We start from the raw sequence: 21,057 nt of genomic DNA, 5'->3' as shown, positions 1-21,057 counted from the left end.
CAACTCCGCAACGGAGCGACCCATGAAAGATTTGGTGAAAGTTCTCAAATCGCAGGCGCAGTCCGAAGAATTCGACGCCATCAAGATTACCCTGGCGTCTCCGGACATGATTCGCTCGTGGTCTTTTGGTGAAGTGAAGAAGCCTGAAACCATCAACTACCGGACATTCAAGCCGGAACGTGATGGTCTTTTCTGTGCCAAGATCTTTGGCCCGGTGAAGGACTACGAGTGCCTGTGTGGCAAGTACAAGCGGATGAAGCATCGCGGCATCATCTGTGAGAAGTGTGGCGTTGAAGTGACCAAGGCGGCAGTGCGTCGTGAGCGTATGGCTCACATCGAACTGGCGAGCCCGGTCGCGCATATCTGGTTCCTGAAGTCTCTGCCGTCCCGTATCGGCATGCTGCTCGACATGACTCTGCGTGATATCGAGCGCGTGCTCTACTTCGAAAGCTTCGTGGTCATCGACCCGGGCATGACGACCCTCGAGAAGGGGCATCTGCTCAACGATGAGCAGTACTTCGAAGCGCTGGAAGAATTCGGTGATGATTTCGACGCCCGCATGGGTGCCGAGGCCATCAAGGCGCTGCTCGAGGACATCGAGCTGGAAGAAGAGGTCGAGCGCCTGCGCGAAGAGATTCCGCAGACCAACTCTGAGACCAAGATCAAGAAGCTGTCCAAGCGCCTCAAGCTGCTGGAAGCCTTCTACTATTCCGGCAACGAGCCGGGCTGGATGATCATGGAAGTGCTGCCAGTGCTGCCGCCGGACCTCCGTCCGCTGGTACCGCTGGACGGCGGCCGCTTCGCGACCTCGGATCTGAACGATCTGTATCGTCGTGTGATCAACCGCAACAATCGCCTCAAGCGTCTGCTCGACCTCAATGCGCCGGACATCATCGTGCGCAACGAGAAGCGCATGCTGCAGGAATCCGTGGATGCACTGCTCGATAACGGTCGTCGCGGTCGCGCCATCACCGGTTCCAACAAGCGTCCGCTGAAGTCGCTGGCCGACATGATCAAGGGCAAGCAGGGTCGTTTCCGTCAGAACCTGCTGGGCAAGCGTGTCGACTACTCAGGTCGTTCTGTCATCACCGTCGGCCCGACCCTGCGTCTGCACCAGTGTGGTCTGCCGAAGAAGATGGCGCTTGAGCTGTTCAAGCCGTTCATCTACGCCAAGCTGCAGGCCTCCGGTCACGCCAGCACCATCAAGGCCGCCAAGAAGATGGTCGAGCGCGAAGCCCCGGAAGTCTGGGATTTCCTCGCCGACGTCATTCGCGAGCACCCGGTGCTGCTGAACCGTGCCCCGACGCTGCACCGTCTGGGTATCCAGGCGTTCGAGCCGTTGCTGATCGAAGGCAAGGCCATCCAGCTGCACCCGCTGGTCTGCGCGGCGTACAACGCCGACTTCGATGGTGATCAGATGGCCGTTCACGTACCGCTGACGCTGGAAGCCCAGCTGGAAGCGCGTGCGTTGATGATGTCGACCAACAACGTGCTGTCGCCGGCCAACGGCGAGCCGATCATCGTACCGTCCCAGGACGTCGTGCTGGGTCTGTACTACATGACCCGCGAGAAGATCGGTGCCAAGGGTGAGGGCATGGCCTTCGCGAACCTGGGTGAAGTCGAGCGTGCCTTCGGCACTCACAGCGCTCACCTGCACGCGATGGTCAAGGTCCGTCTGACCGAGACACTCAAGGACGAAGAGTCCGGCGAGCTGTACGAGAAGACGTCCCTGCACGACACCACCATCGGTCGCGCATTGCTGTTCCGCATTCTGCCGAAGGGCATGCCGTTCGAGCTGATCAACCAGGTGATGAAGAAGAAAGCCATCTCCGGTCTGATCAACGAGGCGTACCGTCGCGTCGGTCTGAAGGACACCGTCATCTTCGCTGACCAGCTGATGTACACCGGCTTCCGTCTCGCGACCTGGTCCGGCGCCTCCATCGGTGTCAACGACTTCGTCATTCCGGACGCGAAGAAGGTCATCATCGACGCGGCCGAAGACGAAGTGAAAGAGATCGAAGACCAGTTCTCCTCCGGTCTCGTGACCGCAGGCGAGAAGTACAACAAGGTCATCGATATCTGGGCGCGTGCCAACGACCGTGTCGCCAAGGAGATGATGTCAGGTATCTCGAAAGAGACCGTCGTCAACTGGAAAGGCGAAGTGGTCAATGACGAAGACGGTAAGCCGATGGAGCAGGACTCCTTCAACAGCGTCTTCATCATGGCCGACTCCGGTGCGCGTGGTTCTGCTGCGCAGATTCGCCAGCTGGCCGGCATGCGTGGCCTGATGGCCAAGCCGGATGGCTCGATCATCGAGACGCCGATCACCGCCAACTTCCGTGAAGGTCTGAACGTACTCCAGTACTTCATCTCCACTCACGGTGCTCGTAAGGGTCTGGCGGATACGGCACTGAAGACCGCCAACTCCGGTTACCTGACCCGTCGTCTGGTCGATGTCGCCCAGGATCTGGTCATCACCGAAGCGGATTGCGGCACTCAGGAAGGTCTGATTCTGCACCCGGTCATCGAAGGCGGCGACATCATCGTCCCGCTGTCCCAGCGTGTGCTGGGTCGTGTCGTGGCGCAGGACGTGGTGGATCCGGTCTCTGATGAGGTCCTGATCCCGCGTGGCACGCTGCTCGACGAAGCCTGGTGTGCACAGCTCGATACCATGGGCGTCGATGAGATTGTCGTGCGTACCACCATCGCGTGTGAGACCGTGCACGGTGTCTGTTCGGCCTGTTACGGCCGTGACCTGGCGCGTGGCCATCAGGTCAACGTCGGTGAAGCCATCGGTGTCATCGCGGCACAGTCCATCGGTGAGCCGGGTACCCAGCTGACCATGCGTACCTTCCACATCGGTGGTGCCGCTTCGCGTGCCTCCGCCGTGGATAGCGTTCAGGTCAAGCATGGTGGCAGCGTACGTCTGCACAACATCAAGTCGGTCGAGCGTGCCGATGGCAAGCTGATCGTCGTCTCGCGTTCCAGCGCACTGGCAGTGGCGGATGACCACGGCCGTGAGCGCGAGTTCTACAAGCTGCCGTACGGTGCTGAGCTATCCGTGCGCGATGGTGACAAGGTTGAGTCCGGTCAGGCCGTCGCCAAGTGGGATCCGCACACTCACCCGATCGTCGCCGAAGTGGCGGGTCAGGTGCAGTTCACGGATATGGAAGATGGTCAGACCATCAACCGTACCACCGACGAGATGACAGGCCTGTCCTCCATCGAAGTCATCGAGAGCGCCTCGCGTCCGTCCGCGGCACGTGACAAGCGTCCGATGATCATGCTGGTGGATTCCAGTGGCAAGCACGTGACACTGCCGGGCTCCAACACGCCGGTCCAGTACCTGCTGCCGGGCAATGCCGTGGTATCCGCCGAGAATGGTGCGGCCGTCGGCGTGGGTGACGTCATCGCTCGTATCCCGATGGAGGCGTCCGGTAACAAGGACATCACCGGTGGTCTGCCGCGTGTTGCTGACCTGTTCGAGGCGCGTCGCCCGAAAGAGCCGGCCATTCTGGCCGAGATCTCCGGTACCGTGACCTTCGGCAAGGAAACCAAAGGCAAGCGTCGTCTGACCATCACACCGGTGGAAGGTGATCCGTTCGAGCTGTTGATCCCGAAGTGGCGCCAGATCAGCGTCTTCGAAGGTGAAACGGTCGAGAAGGGTGAAGTCATCTCCGATGGCCCGAGCAACCCGCACGATATCCTGCGTCTGCTCGGTGTTGCGGAAATGGCCAAGTACATCACCACCGAAGTCCAGGAGGTCTATCGCCTCCAGGGTGTCGGCATCAACGACAAGCACATCGAAGTCATCGTGCGTCAGATGCTGCGCAAGGTCGAAATCACCGATTCCGGCGATTCCACCTTCATCACAGGCGACCAGGTGGAATACGCCCGCGTCGTCGAAGAAAACATGCGTCTCGAGGCCGACGGCAAGTTCCCGGCCAAGTTCGATCGCATCCTGCTCGGTATCACCAAGGCGAGCCTGGCAACTGAATCGTTCATCTCCGCGGCGTCCTTCCAGGAAACCACGCGAGTTCTGACCGAGGCATCTGTCACCGGCAAGCGCGATTATCTCCGTGGTCTGAAGGAGAATGTCGTTGTCGGACGCCTGATTCCGGCGGGCACTGGCCTGGCCTATCATGACGAGCGTCGCCGCCGTCGCGATGGCCTGCCGCTCGCACCGGCCCCGTCGGCACAGGACGTCGAGCAGGAATTGGGCGCACAGCTCACTGCCCTCGACGCGGACGACGACGACCTCTGAGGTCTTGCGCCCCGCCGTCTCTGACGGCGGGGTTGACGCCCTTGTGGCTCAAGCCCTAGAATATGCAGCCTTTAACAGTAGGGCAGGTGCATCCTGCCCTGTTGTTGGAAGGCAGTACAACCCATTGGAGCAAGCAAATGGCAACCGTTAACCAGCTCGTGCGCAAGCCGCGCAAGCGTCAGGCGTCCAAGAGCGACGTCCCTGCGCTGCAGGCATGCCCGCAGAAGCGTGGCGTGTGTACCCGTGTATACACTACTACCCCGAAGAAGCCGAACTCCGCACTCCGTAAGGTTTGCCGTGTTCGCCTGACCAACGGCTTCGAAGTCACTTCATACATCGGCGGTGAAGGTCACAACCTTCAGGAGCACTCTGTTGTTCTGATCCGTGGCGGTCGTGTGAAGGATTTGCCGGGTGTCCGTTACCACACCGTTCGTGGTGCACTGGATACCTCTGGCGTGCAGAACCGTAAGCAGGGCCGTTCCAAGTACGGCGCCAAGCGTCCGAAGGCGTAATTCAAAGTTTAATATCGGTCTGATAAGAGTAAGGTCGGGCGTCGCGTCCAACGCGAGGCGTCCCGGGTTTACCTGAAGGACCCTTCTACTGAGGGCTTATCATGCCTAGAAGACGTGTAGCAGCTAAGCGCGAAATTCTGCCGGATCCGAAGTTCGGAAGCGAGCGCCTGGCCAAGTTCATGAACCACCTGATGATCAGCGGCAAGAAGTCTGCAGCTGAGCGCATCGTTTACGGTGCTCTCGATCGTGTTGCCGAACGCTCCAATGACGAGCCGCTGGACCTCTTCGACAAGGCGCTGGAAGCCATCCAGCCGATGGTCGAGGTGAAGTCCCGTCGTGTTGGTGGTGCAACCTACCAGGTGCCGGTTGAAGTTCGTCCTTCCCGTCGTCAGGCACTGGCCATGCGTTGGCTGGTGGACGCTGCGCGCAAGCGTGGCGAAAAGACCATGGTGCAGCGCCTCTCTGGCGAGATCCTGGATGCCGCTGAAGGCAAGGGTTCTGCTGTGAAGAAGCGTGAAGACGTGCACCGCATGGCAGAAGCCAACAAGGCCTTCTCCCACTACCGCTTCTAAACAACGGGGATACTCACCGTGGCACGCAAGACTCCACTTAAGCGTTACCGCAACATCGGTATCTGTGCCCACGTCGACGCCGGTAAGACTACCACTACCGAGCGCGTCCTGTTCTATACCGGCCTGTCTCACAAGGTCGGCGAAGTCCACGATGGTGCTGCCACCATGGACTGGATGGAGCAGGAACAGGAACGTGGCATCACGATCACCTCTGCGGCGACCACCTGCTTCTGGCAGGGCATGAACAAGCAGTTCGACGAGCACCGTATCAACATCATCGATACTCCGGGGCACGTTGACTTCACTGTTGAAGTCGAGCGTTCACTGCGTGTTCTCGATGGCGCGGTCGTGGTGCTGTGTGGTTCTTCCGGTGTCCAGCCGCAGACAGAGACTGTCTGGCGTCAGGCCAACCGTTACGAAGTTCCGCGCATGATCTTCGTCAACAAGATGGACCGCGCTGGCGCGGACTTCTTCATGGTCGTCGATCAGGTGCGCAAGCGCCTGGGCGCGAACGCCGTCCCGATCCAGATCAACTGGGGTGCGGAAGACGAGTTCAAGGGCGTCATCGATCTGATCAAGATGAAGGCCATTGTCTGGGACGAAGACAATCACGGCATGAACTACGAGCTGATCGACATTCCGGCCGAGCTGCAAGAGACAGCTGCCGAGTGGCGTGAACACATGCTCGAGTCTGCTGCTGAATCGTCCGAAGAACTGATGGACAAGTACCTTGAAGAGGGCGAGCTGTCCGAGGAAGAAGTCAAGGCTGCGCTGCGTCAGCGTACCCTGGCCAACGAAATCTGCCTCGTGACCTGTGGTTCTGCCTTCAAGAACAAGGGTGTCCAGGCGGTTCTGGATGCGGTCATCGAATACATGCCGTCTCCGCTTGAGGTCAAGGCCATCGAGGGTGAGCTTGACGACAAGGCCGGTACCATCGAGACCCGCGAAGCTGACGACAAGGCTCCGTTCGCGGCGCTGGCGTTCAAGATCGCGACCGATCCGTTCGTTGGTACCCTGACCTTCATTCGCGTCTACTCAGGCGTGCTGAAGTCGGGTGATGGCGTCTTCAACTCCGTCAAGAGCAAGAAGGAGCGTGTCGGTCGTATCGTCCAGATGCACTCCAACTCTCGTGAGGAGATCAAGGAAGTCTATGCTGGCGATATCGCCGCATGTATCGGTCTGAAAGACGTGACCACCGGTGACACCCTGTGTGACCCGGATCACAAGATCGTGCTTGAGCGCATGGAATTCCCTGAGCCGGTCATCTCCGTTGCCGTCGAGCCGAAGTCCAAGGCCGACCAGGAAAAGATGGGTGTTGCACTGGGCAAGCTGGCCCAGGAAGATCCGTCCTTCCGCGTCGAGACCGACGAAGAGTCCGGTCAGACCATCATCTCCGGTATGGGTGAGCTTCACCTGGACATCCTCGTCGACCGCATGCGTCGCGAGTTTAATGTCGAGGCGAACATCGGCAAGCCGCAGGTGGCTTACCGTGAGACCATCCGTACCAAGGTCGAGCAGGAAGGCAAGTTCGTTCGTCAGTCCGGCGGTCGTGGTCAGTTCGGTCACGTCTGGCTTCGCATTGAGCCTCTCACTGCAGAGGACAAGGGCGACGACGAAGAAATGACCTTCAAGTTCGAGTCCGAGATCGTCGGTGGTGCGGTTCCGAAGGAATACGTGCCGGCCGTCGAGAAGGGCGCCGCTGAGCAGCTCAAGAATGGTGTCATCGCCGGTTATCCGATGATCGACGTCAAGGTCACGCTGTTCGATGGTTCCTACCACGACGTCGACTCCAACGAGACTGCGTTCAAGGTCGCCTCTTCCATGGCGATCAAGGCCGGTGCCCCGAAAGCGGGTGCGGTGCTGCTTGAGCCGCTCATGAAAGTCGAAGTCGTCACGCCTGAAGATTTCATGGGTGACGTCATGGGCGACCTGAACCGTCGTCGTGGCCTCGTTCAGGGCATGGATGATTCTTCCACTGGCAAGATCATCAATGCACTGGTGCCGCTGGGTGAGATGTTCGGTTATGCGACCGACCTGCGCTCACAGACCCAGGGCCGCGCAAGCTACTCCATGGAGTTTGCGAAATACGACGAAGCACCGAACAGCATCGTCGAAGCCGTCATCAATCAGAAGTAACCGATTAGCTAACGAAAGAGGTTATAGCAGTGGCTAAGGAAAAATTTGAGCGTTCGAAGCCGCACGTCAACGTCGGCACCATTGGTCACGTCGATCACGGCAAGACCACTCTGACTGCGGCTCTGACTCGCGTCTCTGCAGAAGTCTTCGGTGGTGACGCGCGTGCGTTTGACTCCATCGACAATGCCCCGGAAGAGCGTGAGCGTGGTATCACCATCTCCACTGCTCACGTGGAATACCAGTCCGAAGTGCGTCACTACGCGCACGTCGACTGCCCGGGTCACGCCGACTACGTCAAGAACATGATCACCGGTGCTGCCCAGATGGACGGCGCTATCCTGGTCTGTTCCGCTGCTGACGGCCCCATGCCGCAGACTCGCGAGCACATCCTGCTGTCCCGTCAGGTCGGCGTTCCGTTCATCGTTGTCTTCCTGAACAAGGCTGACATGGTCGATGACGAAGAACTGCTCGAGCTGGTCGAGATGGAAGTTCGTGAACTCCTGAGCGAGTACGACTTCCCGGGCGACGATACTCCGATCGTCATCGGTTCCGCCCTGATGGCTCTGGAAGGCAAGGACGACAACGGCATGGGTACTACCGCCGTTGCCAACCTGATCAAGGCCCTGGATGCGTACATCCCGGAGCCGGAGCGTGCTATCGACCAGCCGTTCCTGATGCCGATCGAGGACGTCTTCTCCATCTCTGGCCGCGGTACTGTCGTCACTGGCCGTGTCGAACGTGGTCTGGTCAAGACTGGCGAAGAGGTCGAGATCGTCGGCGTGCGTGACACTACCAAGACTACCGTTACCGGTGTCGAGATGTTCCGCAAGCTGCTGGACGAAGGTCGTGCTGGTGAGAACGTCGGCGCCCTGCTGCGCGGCACCAAGCGTGATGACGTCGAGCGTGGCCAGGTTCTGGCCAAGCCGGGCTCCATCAAGCCGCACACCAAGTTCGAATCCGAAGTCTACGTCCTGTCCAAGGAAGAAGGCGGTCGTCATACTCCGTTCTTCAAAGGCTATCGTCCGCAGTTCTACTTCCGTACCACTGACATTACTGGTACCTGTGAGCTGCCGGAAGGCGTCGAGATGGTCATGCCGGGCGACAACGTCCAGATGGTCGTGTCTCTGATCGCTCCGATCGCCATGGAAGAAGGTCTGCGTTTCGCTATCCGTGAAGGCGGTCGTACCGTCGGCGCTGGCGTCGTGGCCAAAATCGTCGAGTAAGGTACTCCTTACCTGACACAGAAGGGGGCCCTGATGGGCCCCCTTTTCTCGCATGTTTGACACCTGATGTCAGTCTGCCTATAATGCGCATCCTTTGAATGCGTGGGTGACGGCCTACGCCGTCGACATCCATTGGAGTTTTGGGCAATGCAAAACCAGAAGATTCGCATCCGGTTGAAAGCATTCGACCACCGTCTGATCGACCAGTCCTCTGCAGAGATCGTTGAAACTGCAAAGCGCACCGGTGCTCAGGTTCGTGGCCCGATCCCGCTGCCGACCCGTCGCGAGCGTTACACCATCCTGGTCTCTCCGCACGTCAACAAGGACGCGCGTGACCAGTATGAGATTCGTACCCACAAGCGCGTTCTCGATATCGTCGAGCCGACAGAGAAGACTGTCGACGCGCTGATGAAGCTTGACCTGGCTGCCGGTGTGGACGTCCAGATCAAGGTTGACTGATACCTCACTAGTCACTGCGGCCCAGCGCTCTCACTGATAGAGCAGCAGCCGCCACGCCGGGATGGCGTCATACAATGTGCTAGTGGAATGCTCTGGAAAGGGCAGCCATAGCGGGTGACAGCCCCGTACACTAAAGGAGACTGAACATGTCTATCGGTTTAGTCGGTAAGAAGGCCGGGATGACCCGTGTCTTCACCGAAGCTGGCGCTTCTGTGCCGGTTACCGTGATTGAAGTTGAGCCGAACCGCATCGTGACTATCAAGTCTCTCGAGACTGATGGCTACAATGCTGTTCAGGTGACAACTGGCTCTCGTAAAGCCAAGCACCTCACCAAGGCAACTGCTGGTCAGTATGCCAAGGCGGGTGTTGAGGCTGGCCGTACCCTGATGGAATTCCGCCTGAACGAAGGCGACGAAGCTCCTGCAGTGGGCGGCGAACTCACCGTATCCCTCTTTGAAGCTGGTCAAAAGATTGACGTGACCGGCACCTCCAAGGGTAAAGGCTTCCAGGGCGCAGTTAAGCGCTGGAACTTCCGCACCCAAGACGCTACCCACGGTAACTCACTGTCGCACCGCGCGCCGGGTTCCATCGGTAACTGTCAGACCCCGGGCCGCGTCTTCAAAGGTAAGAAGATGGCTGGCCAGATGGGCAACGTCCGTTCCACCGTCCAGAGCCTGGAAGTGGTCCGCGTCGACGCTGAACGCAATCTTCTGCTGGTCAAGGGTGCCGTTCCAGGTGCTCCGGGCGGCGAAGTGATCGTGCGTTCCGCTGTGAAAGCTCGCTGAGGGGAATTAACCGATGAATCTTAATCTTGCAGGTGCAGGTGGCGCAGTAGACGTCTCCGATGCCACCTTTGGCAAAGACTTCAACGAGGCTCTGGTTCACCAGGTCGTCACCGCCTATCTGGCTGGTGCACGTCAAGGTACCGTGGCTCAGAAGACCCGTTCTGACGTGTCCGGCGGTGGCAAGAAGCCGTGGCGTCAGAAAGGTACTGGTCGTGCACGTGCCGGTACCATCCGTTCCCCGCTGTGGCGTTCTGGCGGTGTGACCTTTGCAGCGCGTCCTCAGGACCACTCGCACAAGGTCAACCGCAAGATGTATCGCGCTGCCATGCGTTCCATCCTGTCCGAGCTGGTCCGTCAGGATCGCCTGGTCGCGGTCGACGCTATCAGCGTCGAAGCTCCGAAGACCAAGCTGCTGATCGCCAAGCTCCAGGAGCTGGGCCTTGAGAAAGCGCTGATCGTCACTGAAGAGCAGGACGTCAACCTGTACCTGGCCGCGCGCAACATCCCGCATGTTGACGTCGTCAATGTCGCTGGCGCTGACCCGGTCAGCCTCGTCGGTTACGACAAGGTGCTGATGACTGTCGCTGCCCTGCGCAAGTTCGAGGAGAACCTGGGATGAATCAGGAACGCGTATTCAAGGTCCTGCTTGGTCCTCACATGACCGAGAAGGCCGCGGTCGCTGCCGAGAACAACCAGTACGTGTTCAAGGTTGCCAGCGACGCGACAAAGCCCGAAATCAAGAAAGCCGTCGAAGCGCTGTTTGGTAAGAAAGTCGATCGTGTTCAGGTTCTGAACATGAAAGGCAAGACCAAGCGCACCGCTCGCGGTGTTGGTCGTCGCGCTGGTTATCGCAAGGCCTATGTAACGCTGGCCGCCGGCGAGACCATCGAAGACTTCTCTGGCGCCGAGTAAGGCAGGAGTACGGAACATGGCAATTGTTAAGACAAAACCTACCTCCGCCGGTCGCCGCCACCTGGTAAAGGTCGTCAATGACGAGCTTTTCAAAGGTCGCGCGTACGCTCCGCTGCTTGAAAAGCAGTCAAAGTCCGGTGGTCGTAACAATAATGGTCGCATCACTACTCGCCACATCGGCGGTGGTCATCGTCACCATTACCGTCTGGTCGATTTCAAGCGCAACAAGGATGGCATTCCGGCCATCGTCGAGCGTCTGGAATACGATCCGAACCGCAGCGCGAACATCGCGCTGGTGAAGTACCTTGACGGCGAACGTCGCTACATCATTGCGCCGAAAGGCGTCTCTGCTGGCGACCGTCTCGAGTCTGGTGTTAACGCACCGATCAAGAAAGGCAATGCTCTGCCGCTGCGCAATGTCCCGGTGGGCTCCACCGTTCACTGTGTAGAGCTGAAGCCGGGCAAGGGCGCCCAGATCGCTCGTAGTGCAGGTACCAGTGCCCAGGTCGTGGCACGTGACGGTAACTACACCACGCTGCGTCTGCGCTCTGGCGAGATGCGTAAGGTGCTGTCCGAATGCCGTGCAACTCTCGGCGAAGTGGGCAACTCCGAGCACAGCCTCCGTCAACTGGGCAAGGCCGGTGCTAAGCGTTGGAGAGGCGTGCGCCCGACTGTTCGCGGTGTCGCGATGAACCCGGTCGATCACCCGCATGGTGGTGGTGAAGGTCGTACCTCTGGTGGCCGTCACCCGGTCAGCCCGTGGGGCATCCCGACCAAGGGTCACAAGACTCGCAAGAACAAGCGCACCGATAAGCTTATCGTCCGTCGCCGCAAGGCCAAGTAACAGATATTGAGGGGTAACGGCTGTGCCACGTTCACTGAAGAAAGGTCCTTTTATTGACCTTCATCTGCTGAAGAAGGTTGAGACAGCAGTGGAAAAGAACGACCGCAAACCGATCAAGACCTGGTCGCGTCGTTCCATGATCCTGCCGAACATGGTCGGGCTCACCATTGCCGTCCATAACGGTCGCCAGCATGTCCCGGTTCTCGTTTCTGAGGAAATGGTCGGTCACAAGCTCGGCGAGTTTGCTGCCACCCGCACATACCGCGGGCACGCTGCAGATAAAAAAGCCAAACGGTAAGCCAGAGAGGATTTAAGAGATGGAAGTAGCTGCTAAGCTGCGCGGCGCTCGTTTATCCGCCCAGAAGGCCCGTTTGGTGGCTGACCAGGTGCGCGGTAAGCCGGTCGCCGAGGCGCTGAATCTGCTCGCTTTCTCACCGAAGAAGGCCGCGAAGATTGTTCGCAAGGTTCTGCAGTCCGCGATCGCGAATGCGGAAGAAAACAACGGCATGGACATTGACGAGCTTCGCGTCTCGACTATCTGTGTCGACGAGGGCATGACGCTCAAGCGCATCCAGCCACGTGCCAAGGGCCGTGCGGATCGTATCTTGAAGCGCACTTGTCATATCACCGTCAAGGTAGCCGAGAAGTAGGAGACGACCAATGGGTCAGAAAGTTAATCCGACAGGTTTCCGACTGGGTATTGTCAAGGATCATACCTCTGTCTGGTACGCCGAAGGCGCTACCTATGCCGACAAACTGAACAACGATCTGCAGGTGCGTGGATTCCTGGAAGAGCGTCTGAAAAGCGCTTCCGTGAGCCGCATCAGCATCGAGCGTCCGGCAAACAACGCCCGTATTACCATTCACACCGCCCGTCCGGGTATCGTGATCGGTAAGAAAGGTGAAGATGTCGATCGTCTTCGTCGTGAAGTTTCCGAGATGATGGGCGTTCCCGTCCACATCAACATCGAGGAGATTCGCAAGCCGGAACTCGATGCCAAGCTGGTTGCTGCCAATGTGGCAGGTCAGCTCGAGCGTCGTGTCATGTTCCGTCGTGCGATGAAGCGTGCTGTGCAGAACGCAATGCGTCTGGGCGCCAAGGGCATCAAGATTCAGCTCTCTGGTCGTCTTGGCGGTGCCGAAATCGCCCGTACCGAATGGTACCGCGAAGGCCGTGTTCCGCTTCACACCCTGCGTGCTGACATTGATTACTCCACCTTCGAAGCTCACACCACCTACGGCATCATTGGTGTCAAGGTCTGGATCTTCAAAGGCGAGATCCTCGGTGGCATCGAAGAGGTGCGAGCCAAGGCGAAGCAGCCCGCGTCCGCACCCAAGAAGAAAGGCAAGTAAGGGGGTAATCGATGTTACAGCCCAAGCGTATGAAATTCCGCAAGATGCAGAAAGGTCGCAACCGTGGCCTGGCGCATCGCGGAAGCAAGGTAAGCTTTGGTGAGTTTGGCCTGAAAGCCACCGGCCGTGGTCGTATCACCGCTCGTCAGATCGAAGCTGGCCGTCGTGCCATCACTCGCCACGTCAAGCGTGGCGGCAAGATCTGGATCCGTGTCTTCCCAGACAAGCCGATCTCCAACAAGCCGTTGGAAGTTCGTATGGGTAAAGGTAAGGGTTCTGTCGAGTACTGGGTCGCTCAGATTCAGCCCGGCAAGGTCCTCTACGAGATCGAAGGTGTATCCGAAGAGTTGGCCCGTGAAGCATTTAGCCTGGCCGCTATGAAGATGCCGATCTCCACCACCTTTGTTAAGCGGACGGTGATGTGATGAAAGCCCAAGAACTCCGTGAAAAGTCAGTCGAGGCGCTCCAGGAGCAGTTGTTCGAACTGCTGCGTGAGCAATTCAATCTGCGCATGCAGAAGGCAACAGGCCAGCTGAGCCAGGTTCACCTGCTCAAGCAGACTCGTCGCCAAATTGCTCAGGTTAAGACTGTGCTCAACCAGAAGTCAGGTGAGTAAAATGGCCGAAGAAACTAAAGCACGCACACTCACCGGCAAGGTGGTGAGTGACAAGATGGAAAAATCCATCGTTGTCATGGTCGAGCGCCGTGAGCGTCACCCGATCTATGGCAAGTACCTGAGACGCTCCACCAAGCTGCACGCCCATGATGAGGCGAATCAGGCTCGGATCGGTGACACCGTCTCTATCGCCGAGACTCGTCCGCTGTCCAAGAAGAAAGCCTGGACCCTGGTCGAGGTGGTTGAACAGGCCAAGGGTTGATCCCTAGGCCAGTTCCCACCAGGCAGTCAGATTAGGTTTGGAGAAAACCGATGATTCAGACTCAGACAATGCTGGATGTCGCCGACAACAGTGGCGCGCGCCGGGTGCAATGCATCAAGGTGCTGGGTGGTTCACACCGCCGTTACGCTCGTGTTGGAGACATCATCAAGGTCACCGTCAAAGAAGCTATCCCGCGTGGCAAGGTCAAGAAAGGCCAGGTCATGAAGGCAGTGGTCGTTCGTACCAAAGCCGGTGTCCGTCGTAACGACGGCTCCGTGATCCGCTTCGACGGTAATGCGGCCGTTCTGTTGAACAACACCAACGAACAGCCGATCGGTACCCGTATCTTCGGCCCGGTTACCCGTGAACTTCGCAGTGAGAAGTTCATGAAGATCATTTCCCTGGCGCCCGAAGTGCTGTAAGGAGCGGAAGCGGATATGCAAAAGATCAAACGTGACGATGAAGTCATCGTCATCGCCGGGAAGGACAAGGGCAAGCGCGGTACCATCAGCAAGGTGCTGAAAGGTGAGCGTCTGCTCGTGTCCGGTGTGAACATGATCAAGCGTCACACCAAGCCCAACCCGATGCTGGGCACCCAGGGGGGTATCGTCGAGCGCGAGGCTCCGATTCACGCGTCCAACGTGGCCATCTTCAACCAGGAGACCGGCAAGGCGGATCGTGTCGGAATCCAGGTACAGGAAGACGGTACTAAGGTACGCATCTTTAAGTCGACTCAGAAGCTGATCGACGCCTAACGCGAGTCGGGTACAACATGGCGAACTTGAAAGAACGTTATCAGAACGAAGTGGCCGCCCAGCTCAAAGAGCAGTTCGGCTACGCCAATGTGATGCAGATTCCCCGCATCACCAAGGTGACCCTGAACATGGGTATCGGTGAAGCCACCGCTGACAAGAAGCTGATCGACAACGCGTTTGCCGATCTCCAGATGCTTTCTGGTCAGAAGCCCGTCGTCACCAAGGCACGCAAGTCCATCGCTGGCTTCAAGGTCCGTGAAGGATGGCCGATCGGTGTCAAGGTGACCCTGCGCAGTGATCGCATGTGGGACTTCCTGGACCGTCTCGTGAACGTGGCTATCCCGCGCGTCCGTGACTTCCGCGGTCTGAACCCGAAGTCCTTCGATGGCCGTGGAAACTACTCCATGGGTGTGCGTGAGCAGATCATCTTCCCGGAGATCGAGTATGATAAGATCGACCGGATTCGTGGCCTGGACATCACCATCACCACTAGCGCCAACACCGATGATGAAGGTCGTGCGTTGCTGGGCGCGCTGAACTTCCCGTTCAAGAAATAAGGGTGGATCATGGCAAAGAAAAGCATGGTTGAGCGCGAGCTCAAGCGCACCAAGCTGGTCGCTAAGTACGCCGCCAAGCGCGACGCACTGAAGGCCATCATCAATGACGTCAACGCTTCTGAAGAAGAGCGCTTCGACGCACAGCTGAAGCTGCAGCAGCTGCCGCGTGATGCCAGCCCGGTCCGTCAGCGTAACCGCTGCCGTATCACTGGCCGTCCGCACGGCTACTACAACAAGTTCGGCCTGAGCCGCAACAAGCTGCGTGAAGCCGCTATGCGTGGTGACGTGCCTGGTCTGACCAAGTCCAGCTGGTAACACCACTGCAAGAATTCAGGAGCGCAACGTAAATGAGCATGCAAGACACTCTGGCGGATATGTTCACTCGTATCCGCAATGCGCAGATGGCCACCAAGGAGACGGTTTCCATGCCGTCTTCCAAGCTCAAGGTTGAAGTGGCCCGCGTATTGAAGGAAGAGGGTTATATCACCGAGTTTGCCGTCGCCGAAGGCGCCAAGCCGGAACTGACCCTGACCCTCAAGTACTTCGAAGGCAAGTCGGTTATCGAGAGCATCAAGCGTATTTCCAAGCCGTCCCTGCGCCAGTACAAAGGCAAGGGCGAGCTTCCGAAAGTCGCAGATGGCCTGGGTATTGCGATCGTTTCCACCTCCCGGGGCGTGATGACCGATCGTGCGGCCCGTCAAGCTGGTGTCGGCGGCGAAGTCCTCTGCACCGTATTCTAGGAGTTTGGAATGTCCCGCGTAGCCAAGTATCCGGTTAAATTGCCGAACGGCGTCGAGGCGAAGCTCGACGGCGACAAGCTGACCGTGAAGGGCAGCAAAGGCCAGCTGGAATTGACCGTCCACCAGGACGTGGTCATCTCTATGGAAGAAGGTCAGATGACCTTCGCTCCGTCCGAGACCGCCAAGAACTGGGCAATGGTTGGTACCACTCGTGCTCTGGTCAACAACATGGTGTCTGGTGTTTCCGAAGGCTTCACCAAGTCTCTGGAAATCAATGGTGTGGGTTATCGTGCCCAGGCCAAAGGCCAGACAATCAACCTGACACTGGGCTTCTCACACCCGGTCGACTATGAACTGCCGGCAAGTGTTACGGCTGAAACGCCGAAGAACACTCAGATCGTCCTCAAGTCTGCTGACAAGCAGGCTTTGGGTCAGGTCGCCGCAGAGATTCGCGCATTCCGTCCGCCGGAGCCCTACAAGGGCAAAGGTATTCGGTACAGCGACGAAGTCGTCCGTCGTAAAGAAGCCAAGAAGAAGTAAGGCAGGGTTATGAACGCGAAGAAAGAATCTCGTCTCCGTCGTGCCCGCCGCGCTCGTGCGAAAATCCGCGAGCTGGGCGTGTTTCGCCTGTGCGTGAACCGCACCCCGCGTCACATCTACGCGCAGATCATCTCGCCGGATGGCGGCCAGGTCCTGGCCACCGCATCCACGCTCGACAAGAGCCTGCGCGAAGGTTCTACCGGTAACTCGGACTCCGCCGCCAAGGTGGGTGCTCTGATTGCCGAGCGCGCGAAGGAAGCGGGTATCAAGCAAGTGGCTTTCGATCGCTCCGGGTACAAGTACCACGGTCGCGTGAAGGCCCTGGCCGATGCCGCACGTGAAGGCGGCCTGGAATTCTAAAGGGTTTTACGATGGCGAATATCGAACAGAAGGGCGGTGACCTGCAAGAGAAGCTCGTGCAGATCAACCGCGTCGCCAAGGTAGTCAAGGGCGGCCGTATCTTCGGTTTCACCGCTCTGACTGTCGTTGGTGACGGCAATGGTCGTGTTGGCTTCGGCCGTGGCAAGGCGCGTGAAGTGCCGGTCGCGATCCAGAAGGCAATGGACCAGGCTCGTCGCAACATGATCAAGGTTGACCTCAAGGGCCACACCCTGCAGTACCCGGTGAAGGCTCGTCACGGCGCATCCAAGATCTACATGCAGCCAGCGTCCGAAGGTACCGGCATCATTGCCGGCGGTGCGATGCGTTCCGTGCTCGAACTGGCAGGCGTCCATGACGTCCTGGCCAAGTGCTACGGTTCCACCAATCCGGTCAACGTGGTGCGCGCGACCATCAACGGTCTCGCTGCCATGAAATCTCCGGAAGACATCGCCGCCAAGCGTGGCCTGTCTGTCGACAAGATTGCGGGGTAAGGCACCATGGCAGCTAAGATCACGGTAACCCAGATCCGCAGCACCATCGGCGTCCTCGAAAAGCACAAGGCCACCATGAAAGGTCTTGGCCTGCGCCGCATCGGTCACACTGTCGAGCTGGAAGACACCCCCGCGGTACGCGGCATGATCAACAAGGTTCACTACCTTGTCCGTGTTGAGGGAGAGTAATCCATGAAATTGAATACCCTGAGTCCGGCCCCGGGCTCCAAGCACGCTGAAAAGCGTGTCGGTCGTGGTATCGGCTCCGGTCTTGGTAAGACCGGCGGTCGTGGCCACAAGGGCCAGAAGTCCCGTTCCGGTGGCAGCGTCAAGCCGGGCTTCGAAGGCGGTCAGATGCCTATGCAGCGTCGCCTGCCGAAGTTTGGTTTCACTTCCGCGAAGTCTCTGATTTCCGAAGAAGTGCGCCTGAGCGAACTGGCACTGGTAGACGGCGAGATCGTCGACCTCGAAACGCTGAAGAAGGCCAACGTGCTTCGTGATTCCACGAAGTTCGCGAAGGTCATGCTCTCCGGCGAACTGGACAAGGCAGTCACGGTTCGCGGCATTAAGGTCACCAAGGGTGCCCGTGCTGCGATCGAAGCTGCCGGTGGCAAGGTAGAGGACTAAATGGCTAAGTCAGGAAACGTACCGGCGATGCAGGGAAGTGGGTTGAGCGAACTCTGGGCGCGTTTGCGCTTCGTGTTCATCGCCATCGTGGTGTACCGAATCGGTGCACACATCCCCGTTCCCGGTATCAATCCTGACCAGCTTGCTGCCTTGTTCAGGGAAAACCAGGGCACCATCCTGAGCATGTTCAACATGTTCTCCGGTGGTGCACTGGAGCGAATGAGTATCTTCGCGCTGGGCATCATGCCCTACATATCCGCGTCGATCATCATGCAGCTCCTGACGGTGGTCTCGCCTCAGCTTGAGCAGTTGAAAAAGGAAGGCGAGGCCGGCCGTCGCAAGATCAGCCAGTACACGCGCTACGGCACGGTAGTACTGGCCCTGGTCCAATCGATCGGCATGGCAGTCGGACTGGTCGGAAACGGTGTCGCCTATTCCGCTGACTTCAGCTTCTACTTCACCGCCGTGAGCACGTTCGTGGCTGGTGCAGTGTTCCTGATGTGGCTGGGAGAGCAGATCACCGAGAAGGGTATCGGCAACGGGATCTCGCTGATCATCTTTGCTGGTATTGTCGCCGGGCTGCCGAGTGCCATCGGCCAGTCTTTCGAACTGGCGCGCAATGATGGTGCCTGGAATGTGCTTCCGCTGCTGGCGCTGACGCTGCTCGCAGTCGTTACCGTTGCCTTCGTGGTGTTCATCGAACGCGGCCAACGCCGCATCACGGTGAACTATCCGCGCCGTCAGGTTGGCAACAAGATGTATGCAGGTCAGAGCAGCTACTTGCCGATGAAGGTCAACATGGCCGGGGTCATCCCGCCGATCTTCGCGTCAAGCATCCTGCTGTTCCCTGCGTCGATGGGTCAATGGTTTGGCCAGAGTGAAAGCATGCAATGGTTGCAGACGGCATCTCAGGCTCTCGGGCCGGGTCAGCCACTGTATATCTTGCTTTTCGCTGCCGCTGTAGTATTCTTCTGCTTCTTCTACACGGCGCTGGTCTTCAATCCGAAGGATGTTGCTGACAACCTCAAGAAGTCAGGAGCGTTTCTGCCGGGTATTCGCCCAGGCGAACAGACCGCCCGTTACATCGATAAGGTGATGACTCGCCTGACGCTGTTCGGCGCCCTCTACATCACCCTAGTCTCCCTGATGCCTCAATTCCTCGTTGTTGCATGGCAGGTTCCGTTCTATTTCGGCGGCACCTCTCTGCTCATCGTGGTCGTGGTGGTCATGGACTTCATGGCCCAGGTGCAGTCGCATCTGATGTCAAATCAGTATGCGTCGGTGATGAAGAAGGCCAACCTCAAAGGCTATGGCAGCGGTGGCATGATGCGCTGATTGCGCAGCCCCTGTTAGCAAACTGGAGAGAACGATGAAAGTTCGAGCTTCCGTCAAGAAAATTTGCCGTAACTGCAAGATCATTCGGCGTCGTGGCGCAGTGCGGGTCATCTGCACTGAGCCCCGCCACAAGCAGCGCCAGGGTTAATTCCCTAGGCCCGCTTAGCTGAATACAAGCTCGGGTGCTGGCATACCCCCTTGTTCCCGACGGGATCAAGGGGTATGCTATTGCGCCCTTTGTGGATGTAAAATCCGCCGCTAACCTTTCGGAGAAAACTGATGGCCCGTATTGCTGGCGTCAATATCCCGGACAACAAGCACGCGGCGATCTCGCTGACTTATATCTTCGGGATTGGCCGTACGCGTGCACAGCAGATCTGCGCCGCTCTCGGTCTAGAACCGAGCGTCAAGATCGCTGATCTGTCTGTTGAACAACTGGACCTGGTTCGTGCCGAGGTGGGCAAGTACACCGTCGAAGGCGACCTGCGTCGTGAGATCACGCTGAACATCAAGCGTCTCATGGACCTCGGTTGCTATCGTGGCCTGCGCCATCGTCGTGGTCTGCCGTTGCGCGGTCAGCGCACCAAGACCAACGCACGTACACGCAAAGGTCCGCGTAAACCGATTCGCAAGTAAACGAACTGGCGTTTAGACAGGAAACATCTAATGGCTAACCCGAGTAAGCGCAAGAAGGTTAAAAAGCAGGTAGTGGATGCCGTCGCGCATATCCACGCCTCTTTTAACAACACTATCGTGACGATCACAGACCGCCAGGGCAATGCTCTTTCCTGGGCAACTGCCGGTGGTTCGGGTTTTCGTGGTTCTCGCAAGAGCACCCCGTTCGCTGCGCAAGTCGCAAGTGAACGTGCAGCGACCGCTGCAGCCGAATATGGTGTGAAGAACGTCGACGTGCTGGTCAAGGGCCCGGGTCCGGGTCGTGAGTCCGCCGTGCGTGCTCTCAATGCCGCAGGCTTCCGCGTGCAAAGCATCACCGACGTGACCCCCATCCCGCATAATGGGTGCCGTCCGCCGAAGAAACGCCGCGTTTAAGGAGACAGACTCATGGCTCGTTATATTGGACCGAAGTGCAAACTGTCTCGTCGTGAAGGCACCGACCTCTTCCTGAAGAGTGGTGTGACTCCGTTCGAGAAGAAGTGCAAATCCGAACAACCCCCGGGTGTTCATGGCCAGCGCCGTCAGCGTCTTTCAGACTACGGCCTGCAGCTGCGTGAAAAGCAGAAGGTACGTCGCATGTACGGCGTGCTGGAAAAGCAATTCCGCAACTACTACAAAGAAGCCGCTCGCCTTAAGGGTGCGACCGGTGAGGTTCTGCTCCAGCTCCTCGAGACTCGTCTCGACAACGTCGTCTACCGCATGGGCTTCGGCTCCACGCGTTCCGAGGCACGTCAGCTGGTCAGCCACAAGGCGATCGCCGTGAACGGCCGTACCGTCAACGTTGCTTCCTTCAAGGTGAAGGCTGGCGATGTGGTCACCGTTCGTGAGAAGGCCAAGAACCAGGCTCGCATCCAGCAGTCTCTGGCACTCGCTGCCAACCGCGGTGATGTCTCCTGGGTCGACGTCGACTCCAAGAAGATGGAAGGCACTTTCAAGGCTGTCCCCGAGCGTGGCGACCTGTCTGCCGATATCAACGAAAACCTGATCGTCGAGCTGTACTCCAAGTAATGTAACGCCG

At 58.4% G+C, this 21,057-nt stretch carries 31 protein-coding genes; all 31 read left to right on the top strand.

Translation table 11 applies throughout. From position 1 onward, the window contains the following. Nucleotides 1-22 precede the first annotated feature (22 nt). The 31 genes from rpoC (at nt 23) to rpsD (ending at nt 21,047) form a co-directional block, all read left to right on the top strand. Nucleotides 23-4,264 carry a DNA-directed RNA polymerase subunit beta' gene (gene rpoC / locus NH396_RS15480; RefSeq protein ID WP_176678188.1) on the top strand — a complete coding sequence of 1,414 codons (4,242 nt, stop codon included), beginning with the start codon at nt 23-25 and terminating at the stop codon, nt 4,262-4,264. A gap of 137 nt (nt 4,265-4,401) precedes the next feature. Beyond that, nucleotides 4,402-4,776 carry a 30S ribosomal protein S12 gene (gene rpsL / locus NH396_RS15475; RefSeq protein ID WP_043334880.1) on the top strand — a complete coding sequence of 125 codons (375 nt, stop codon included), beginning with the start codon at nt 4,402-4,404 and terminating at the stop codon, nt 4,774-4,776. A 101-nt stretch (nt 4,777-4,877) separates the two neighbouring features. Further along, nucleotides 4,878-5,348: a 30S ribosomal protein S7 gene (rpsG, locus tag NH396_RS15470; protein WP_043334878.1), complete on the top strand. Its 471-nt coding sequence runs from the start codon at nt 4,878-4,880 to the stop codon at nt 5,346-5,348. An 18-nt stretch (nt 5,349-5,366) separates the two neighbouring features. Next, nucleotides 5,367-7,484, top strand: coding sequence for an elongation factor G (gene fusA, locus NH396_RS15465; RefSeq protein WP_176678187.1), 2,118 nt, complete (start codon nt 5,367-5,369; stop codon nt 7,482-7,484). A gap of 29 nt (nt 7,485-7,513) precedes the next feature. Further along, the gene (tuf, locus tag NH396_RS15460) at nt 7,514-8,707 is read left to right on the top strand and encodes an elongation factor Tu (protein ID WP_176678186.1); all 1,194 of its coding nucleotides are present in this window, start codon (nt 7,514-7,516) and stop codon (nt 8,705-8,707) included. A 147-nt stretch (nt 8,708-8,854) separates the two neighbouring features. Next, a complete protein-coding gene (gene rpsJ, locus NH396_RS15455; protein WP_024950650.1) occupies nt 8,855-9,166 on the top strand; it encodes a 30S ribosomal protein S10 in 312 nt (103 codons plus the stop codon). A gap of 146 nt (nt 9,167-9,312) precedes the next feature. After that, complete coding sequence (rplC, locus tag NH396_RS15450) at nt 9,313-9,951, top strand: 50S ribosomal protein L3 (RefSeq protein WP_176678185.1); 639 nt, start codon at nt 9,313-9,315, stop codon at nt 9,949-9,951. 13 nt (nt 9,952-9,964) lie between these two features. Continuing rightward, a complete protein-coding gene (rplD, locus tag NH396_RS15445) occupies nt 9,965-10,570 on the top strand; it encodes a 50S ribosomal protein L4 (RefSeq protein ID WP_176678184.1) in 606 nt (201 codons plus the stop codon). Further along, entirely contained in the window at nt 10,567-10,863 is a 297-nt protein-coding gene (rplW, locus tag NH396_RS15440) for a 50S ribosomal protein L23 (RefSeq protein ID WP_043334865.1), read from the top strand. The genes rplD and rplW overlap by 4 nt, the downstream gene beginning before the upstream one ends. Nucleotides 10,864-10,879: 16 nt before the next feature. Further along, entirely contained in the window at nt 10,880-11,707 is an 828-nt protein-coding gene (gene rplB / locus NH396_RS15435) for a 50S ribosomal protein L2 (protein ID WP_176678183.1), read from the top strand. 22 nt (nt 11,708-11,729) lie between these two features. Further along, nucleotides 11,730-12,005 (top strand): 30S ribosomal protein S19, encoded by a 276-nt coding sequence (rpsS, locus tag NH396_RS15430; RefSeq protein WP_024950655.1) that lies wholly within the window; start codon nt 11,730-11,732, stop codon nt 12,003-12,005. A gap of 19 nt (nt 12,006-12,024) precedes the next feature. Next, complete coding sequence (gene rplV, locus NH396_RS15425) at nt 12,025-12,357, top strand: 50S ribosomal protein L22 (protein WP_043334859.1); 333 nt, start codon at nt 12,025-12,027, stop codon at nt 12,355-12,357. Between the two features lie 10 nt (nt 12,358-12,367). Then, nucleotides 12,368-13,060: a 30S ribosomal protein S3 gene (gene rpsC / locus NH396_RS15420; protein WP_043334856.1), complete on the top strand. Its 693-nt coding sequence runs from the start codon at nt 12,368-12,370 to the stop codon at nt 13,058-13,060. Between the two features lie 11 nt (nt 13,061-13,071). After that, nucleotides 13,072-13,485 (top strand): 50S ribosomal protein L16, encoded by a 414-nt coding sequence (gene rplP / locus NH396_RS15415; RefSeq protein ID WP_043334854.1) that lies wholly within the window; start codon nt 13,072-13,074, stop codon nt 13,483-13,485. Beyond that, entirely contained in the window at nt 13,485-13,676 is a 192-nt protein-coding gene (rpmC, locus tag NH396_RS15410) for a 50S ribosomal protein L29 (protein ID WP_024950659.1), read from the top strand. Before rplP ends, rpmC begins: the two co-directional genes overlap by 1 nt. A 1-nt stretch (nt 13,677) precedes the next feature. Further along, nucleotides 13,678-13,938, top strand: coding sequence for a 30S ribosomal protein S17 (gene rpsQ / locus NH396_RS15405; RefSeq protein WP_043334852.1), 261 nt, complete (start codon nt 13,678-13,680; stop codon nt 13,936-13,938). A gap of 50 nt (nt 13,939-13,988) precedes the next feature. Further along, nucleotides 13,989-14,360, top strand: a complete 372-nt coding sequence (gene rplN / locus NH396_RS15400) for a 50S ribosomal protein L14 (RefSeq protein ID WP_043334850.1) — start codon at nt 13,989-13,991, stop codon at nt 14,358-14,360. A 15-nt stretch (nt 14,361-14,375) separates the two neighbouring features. Further along, nucleotides 14,376-14,693 carry a 50S ribosomal protein L24 gene (gene rplX / locus NH396_RS15395; RefSeq protein WP_043334846.1) on the top strand — a complete coding sequence of 106 codons (318 nt, stop codon included), beginning with the start codon at nt 14,376-14,378 and terminating at the stop codon, nt 14,691-14,693. Nucleotides 14,694-14,710: 17 nt separating this feature from the next. Beyond that, a complete protein-coding gene (gene rplE / locus NH396_RS15390; protein ID WP_176678182.1) occupies nt 14,711-15,250 on the top strand; it encodes a 50S ribosomal protein L5 in 540 nt (179 codons plus the stop codon). Between the two features lie 9 nt (nt 15,251-15,259). After that, nucleotides 15,260-15,565 (top strand): 30S ribosomal protein S14, encoded by a 306-nt coding sequence (gene rpsN, locus NH396_RS15385; protein ID WP_176678181.1) that lies wholly within the window; start codon nt 15,260-15,262, stop codon nt 15,563-15,565. A gap of 32 nt (nt 15,566-15,597) precedes the next feature. Then, nucleotides 15,598-15,990, top strand: a complete 393-nt coding sequence (gene rpsH / locus NH396_RS15380; protein WP_176678180.1) for a 30S ribosomal protein S8 — start codon at nt 15,598-15,600, stop codon at nt 15,988-15,990. Between the two features lie 9 nt (nt 15,991-15,999). Next, the gene (gene rplF / locus NH396_RS15375) at nt 16,000-16,530 is read left to right on the top strand and encodes a 50S ribosomal protein L6 (protein ID WP_176678179.1); all 531 of its coding nucleotides are present in this window, start codon (nt 16,000-16,002) and stop codon (nt 16,528-16,530) included. Nucleotides 16,531-16,539: 9 nt separating this feature from the next. Continuing rightward, a complete protein-coding gene (gene rplR / locus NH396_RS15370; protein WP_024950667.1) occupies nt 16,540-16,890 on the top strand; it encodes a 50S ribosomal protein L18 in 351 nt (116 codons plus the stop codon). An 11-nt stretch (nt 16,891-16,901) separates the two neighbouring features. Next, nucleotides 16,902-17,402 (top strand): 30S ribosomal protein S5, encoded by a 501-nt coding sequence (gene rpsE, locus NH396_RS15365; protein ID WP_054556902.1) that lies wholly within the window; start codon nt 16,902-16,904, stop codon nt 17,400-17,402. Nucleotides 17,403-17,408: 6 nt separating this feature from the next. Further along, entirely contained in the window at nt 17,409-17,591 is a 183-nt protein-coding gene (gene rpmD / locus NH396_RS15360) for a 50S ribosomal protein L30 (RefSeq protein ID WP_024950669.1), read from the top strand. A 3-nt stretch (nt 17,592-17,594) separates the two neighbouring features. Beyond that, nucleotides 17,595-18,029 carry a 50S ribosomal protein L15 gene (rplO, locus tag NH396_RS15355; RefSeq protein ID WP_176678178.1) on the top strand — a complete coding sequence of 145 codons (435 nt, stop codon included), beginning with the start codon at nt 17,595-17,597 and terminating at the stop codon, nt 18,027-18,029. After that, nucleotides 18,030-19,364 carry a preprotein translocase subunit SecY gene (gene secY / locus NH396_RS15350; protein ID WP_065392562.1) on the top strand — a complete coding sequence of 445 codons (1,335 nt, stop codon included), beginning with the start codon at nt 18,030-18,032 and terminating at the stop codon, nt 19,362-19,364. It abuts the gene before it with no gap. Nucleotides 19,365-19,398: 34 nt separating this feature from the next. Further along, the gene (gene rpmJ / locus NH396_RS15345; protein WP_077373351.1) at nt 19,399-19,512 is read left to right on the top strand and encodes a 50S ribosomal protein L36; all 114 of its coding nucleotides are present in this window, start codon (nt 19,399-19,401) and stop codon (nt 19,510-19,512) included. A 131-nt stretch (nt 19,513-19,643) separates the two neighbouring features. Continuing rightward, a complete protein-coding gene (gene rpsM, locus NH396_RS15340) occupies nt 19,644-20,000 on the top strand; it encodes a 30S ribosomal protein S13 (RefSeq protein ID WP_024950672.1) in 357 nt (118 codons plus the stop codon). A 30-nt stretch (nt 20,001-20,030) separates the two neighbouring features. Next, complete coding sequence (rpsK, locus tag NH396_RS15335) at nt 20,031-20,414, top strand: 30S ribosomal protein S11 (protein WP_176678177.1); 384 nt, start codon at nt 20,031-20,033, stop codon at nt 20,412-20,414. A gap of 12 nt (nt 20,415-20,426) precedes the next feature. Next, the gene (gene rpsD, locus NH396_RS15330; RefSeq protein ID WP_043334824.1) at nt 20,427-21,047 is read left to right on the top strand and encodes a 30S ribosomal protein S4; all 621 of its coding nucleotides are present in this window, start codon (nt 20,427-20,429) and stop codon (nt 21,045-21,047) included. The last annotated feature ends 10 nt before the right edge of the window (nt 21,048-21,057 follow it).

Source organism: Cobetia sp. Dlab-2-AX (assembly GCF_024124625.1).
Taxonomy (GTDB): domain Bacteria; phylum Pseudomonadota; class Gammaproteobacteria; order Pseudomonadales; family Halomonadaceae; genus Cobetia.
This window is presented reverse-complemented; position numbering and strand designations above follow the sequence as displayed.

Excerpts from the sequence above, each read along its gene's own strand:
- rpmD (WP_024950669.1), top strand. The coding sequence starts at position 17,409 with ATGGCAGCTAAGATCACGGTAACCCAGATCCGCAGCACCATCGGCGTC.
- rpsM (WP_024950672.1), top strand. The coding sequence starts at position 19,644 with ATGGCCCGTATTGCTGGCGTCAATATCCCGGACAACAAGCACGCGGCG.
- rplE (WP_176678182.1), top strand. The coding sequence starts at position 14,711 with ATGGCGAACTTGAAAGAACGTTATCAGAACGAAGTGGCCGCCCAGCTC.
- rplB (WP_176678183.1), top strand. The coding sequence starts at position 10,880 with ATGGCAATTGTTAAGACAAAACCTACCTCCGCCGGTCGCCGCCACCTG.
- rplD (WP_176678184.1), top strand. The coding sequence starts at position 9,965 with ATGAATCTTAATCTTGCAGGTGCAGGTGGCGCAGTAGACGTCTCCGAT.
- rplV (WP_043334859.1), top strand. The coding sequence starts at position 12,025 with ATGGAAGTAGCTGCTAAGCTGCGCGGCGCTCGTTTATCCGCCCAGAAG.
- rplC (WP_176678185.1), top strand. The coding sequence starts at position 9,313 with ATGTCTATCGGTTTAGTCGGTAAGAAGGCCGGGATGACCCGTGTCTTC.
- rpmC (WP_024950659.1), top strand. The coding sequence starts at position 13,485 with ATGAAAGCCCAAGAACTCCGTGAAAAGTCAGTCGAGGCGCTCCAGGAG.
- rpsK (WP_176678177.1), top strand. The coding sequence starts at position 20,031 with ATGGCTAACCCGAGTAAGCGCAAGAAGGTTAAAAAGCAGGTAGTGGAT.
- rpsH (WP_176678180.1), top strand. The coding sequence starts at position 15,598 with ATGAGCATGCAAGACACTCTGGCGGATATGTTCACTCGTATCCGCAAT.
- rpsL (WP_043334880.1), top strand. The coding sequence starts at position 4,402 with ATGGCAACCGTTAACCAGCTCGTGCGCAAGCCGCGCAAGCGTCAGGCG.
- rplR (WP_024950667.1), top strand. The coding sequence starts at position 16,540 with ATGAACGCGAAGAAAGAATCTCGTCTCCGTCGTGCCCGCCGCGCTCGT.
- rplX (WP_043334846.1), top strand. The coding sequence starts at position 14,376 with ATGCAAAAGATCAAACGTGACGATGAAGTCATCGTCATCGCCGGGAAG.
- rpsE (WP_054556902.1), top strand. The coding sequence starts at position 16,902 with ATGGCGAATATCGAACAGAAGGGCGGTGACCTGCAAGAGAAGCTCGTG.
- rpsC (WP_043334856.1), top strand. The coding sequence starts at position 12,368 with ATGGGTCAGAAAGTTAATCCGACAGGTTTCCGACTGGGTATTGTCAAG.
- rplO (WP_176678178.1), top strand. The coding sequence starts at position 17,595 with ATGAAATTGAATACCCTGAGTCCGGCCCCGGGCTCCAAGCACGCTGAA.
- secY (WP_065392562.1), top strand. The coding sequence starts at position 18,030 with ATGGCTAAGTCAGGAAACGTACCGGCGATGCAGGGAAGTGGGTTGAGC.
- rpsJ (WP_024950650.1), top strand. The coding sequence starts at position 8,855 with ATGCAAAACCAGAAGATTCGCATCCGGTTGAAAGCATTCGACCACCGT.
- rpsG (WP_043334878.1), top strand. The coding sequence starts at position 4,878 with ATGCCTAGAAGACGTGTAGCAGCTAAGCGCGAAATTCTGCCGGATCCG.
- rpsQ (WP_043334852.1), top strand. The coding sequence starts at position 13,678 with ATGGCCGAAGAAACTAAAGCACGCACACTCACCGGCAAGGTGGTGAGT.
- rplF (WP_176678179.1), top strand. The coding sequence starts at position 16,000 with ATGTCCCGCGTAGCCAAGTATCCGGTTAAATTGCCGAACGGCGTCGAG.
- rpoC (WP_176678188.1), top strand. The coding sequence starts at position 23 with ATGAAAGATTTGGTGAAAGTTCTCAAATCGCAGGCGCAGTCCGAAGAA.
- rplN (WP_043334850.1), top strand. The coding sequence starts at position 13,989 with ATGATTCAGACTCAGACAATGCTGGATGTCGCCGACAACAGTGGCGCG.
- rpmJ (WP_077373351.1), top strand. The coding sequence starts at position 19,399 with ATGAAAGTTCGAGCTTCCGTCAAGAAAATTTGCCGTAACTGCAAGATC.
- rpsN (WP_176678181.1), top strand. The coding sequence starts at position 15,260 with ATGGCAAAGAAAAGCATGGTTGAGCGCGAGCTCAAGCGCACCAAGCTG.
- rplW (WP_043334865.1), top strand. The coding sequence starts at position 10,567 with ATGAATCAGGAACGCGTATTCAAGGTCCTGCTTGGTCCTCACATGACC.
- rpsD (WP_043334824.1), top strand. The coding sequence starts at position 20,427 with ATGGCTCGTTATATTGGACCGAAGTGCAAACTGTCTCGTCGTGAAGGC.
- rplP (WP_043334854.1), top strand. The coding sequence starts at position 13,072 with ATGTTACAGCCCAAGCGTATGAAATTCCGCAAGATGCAGAAAGGTCGC.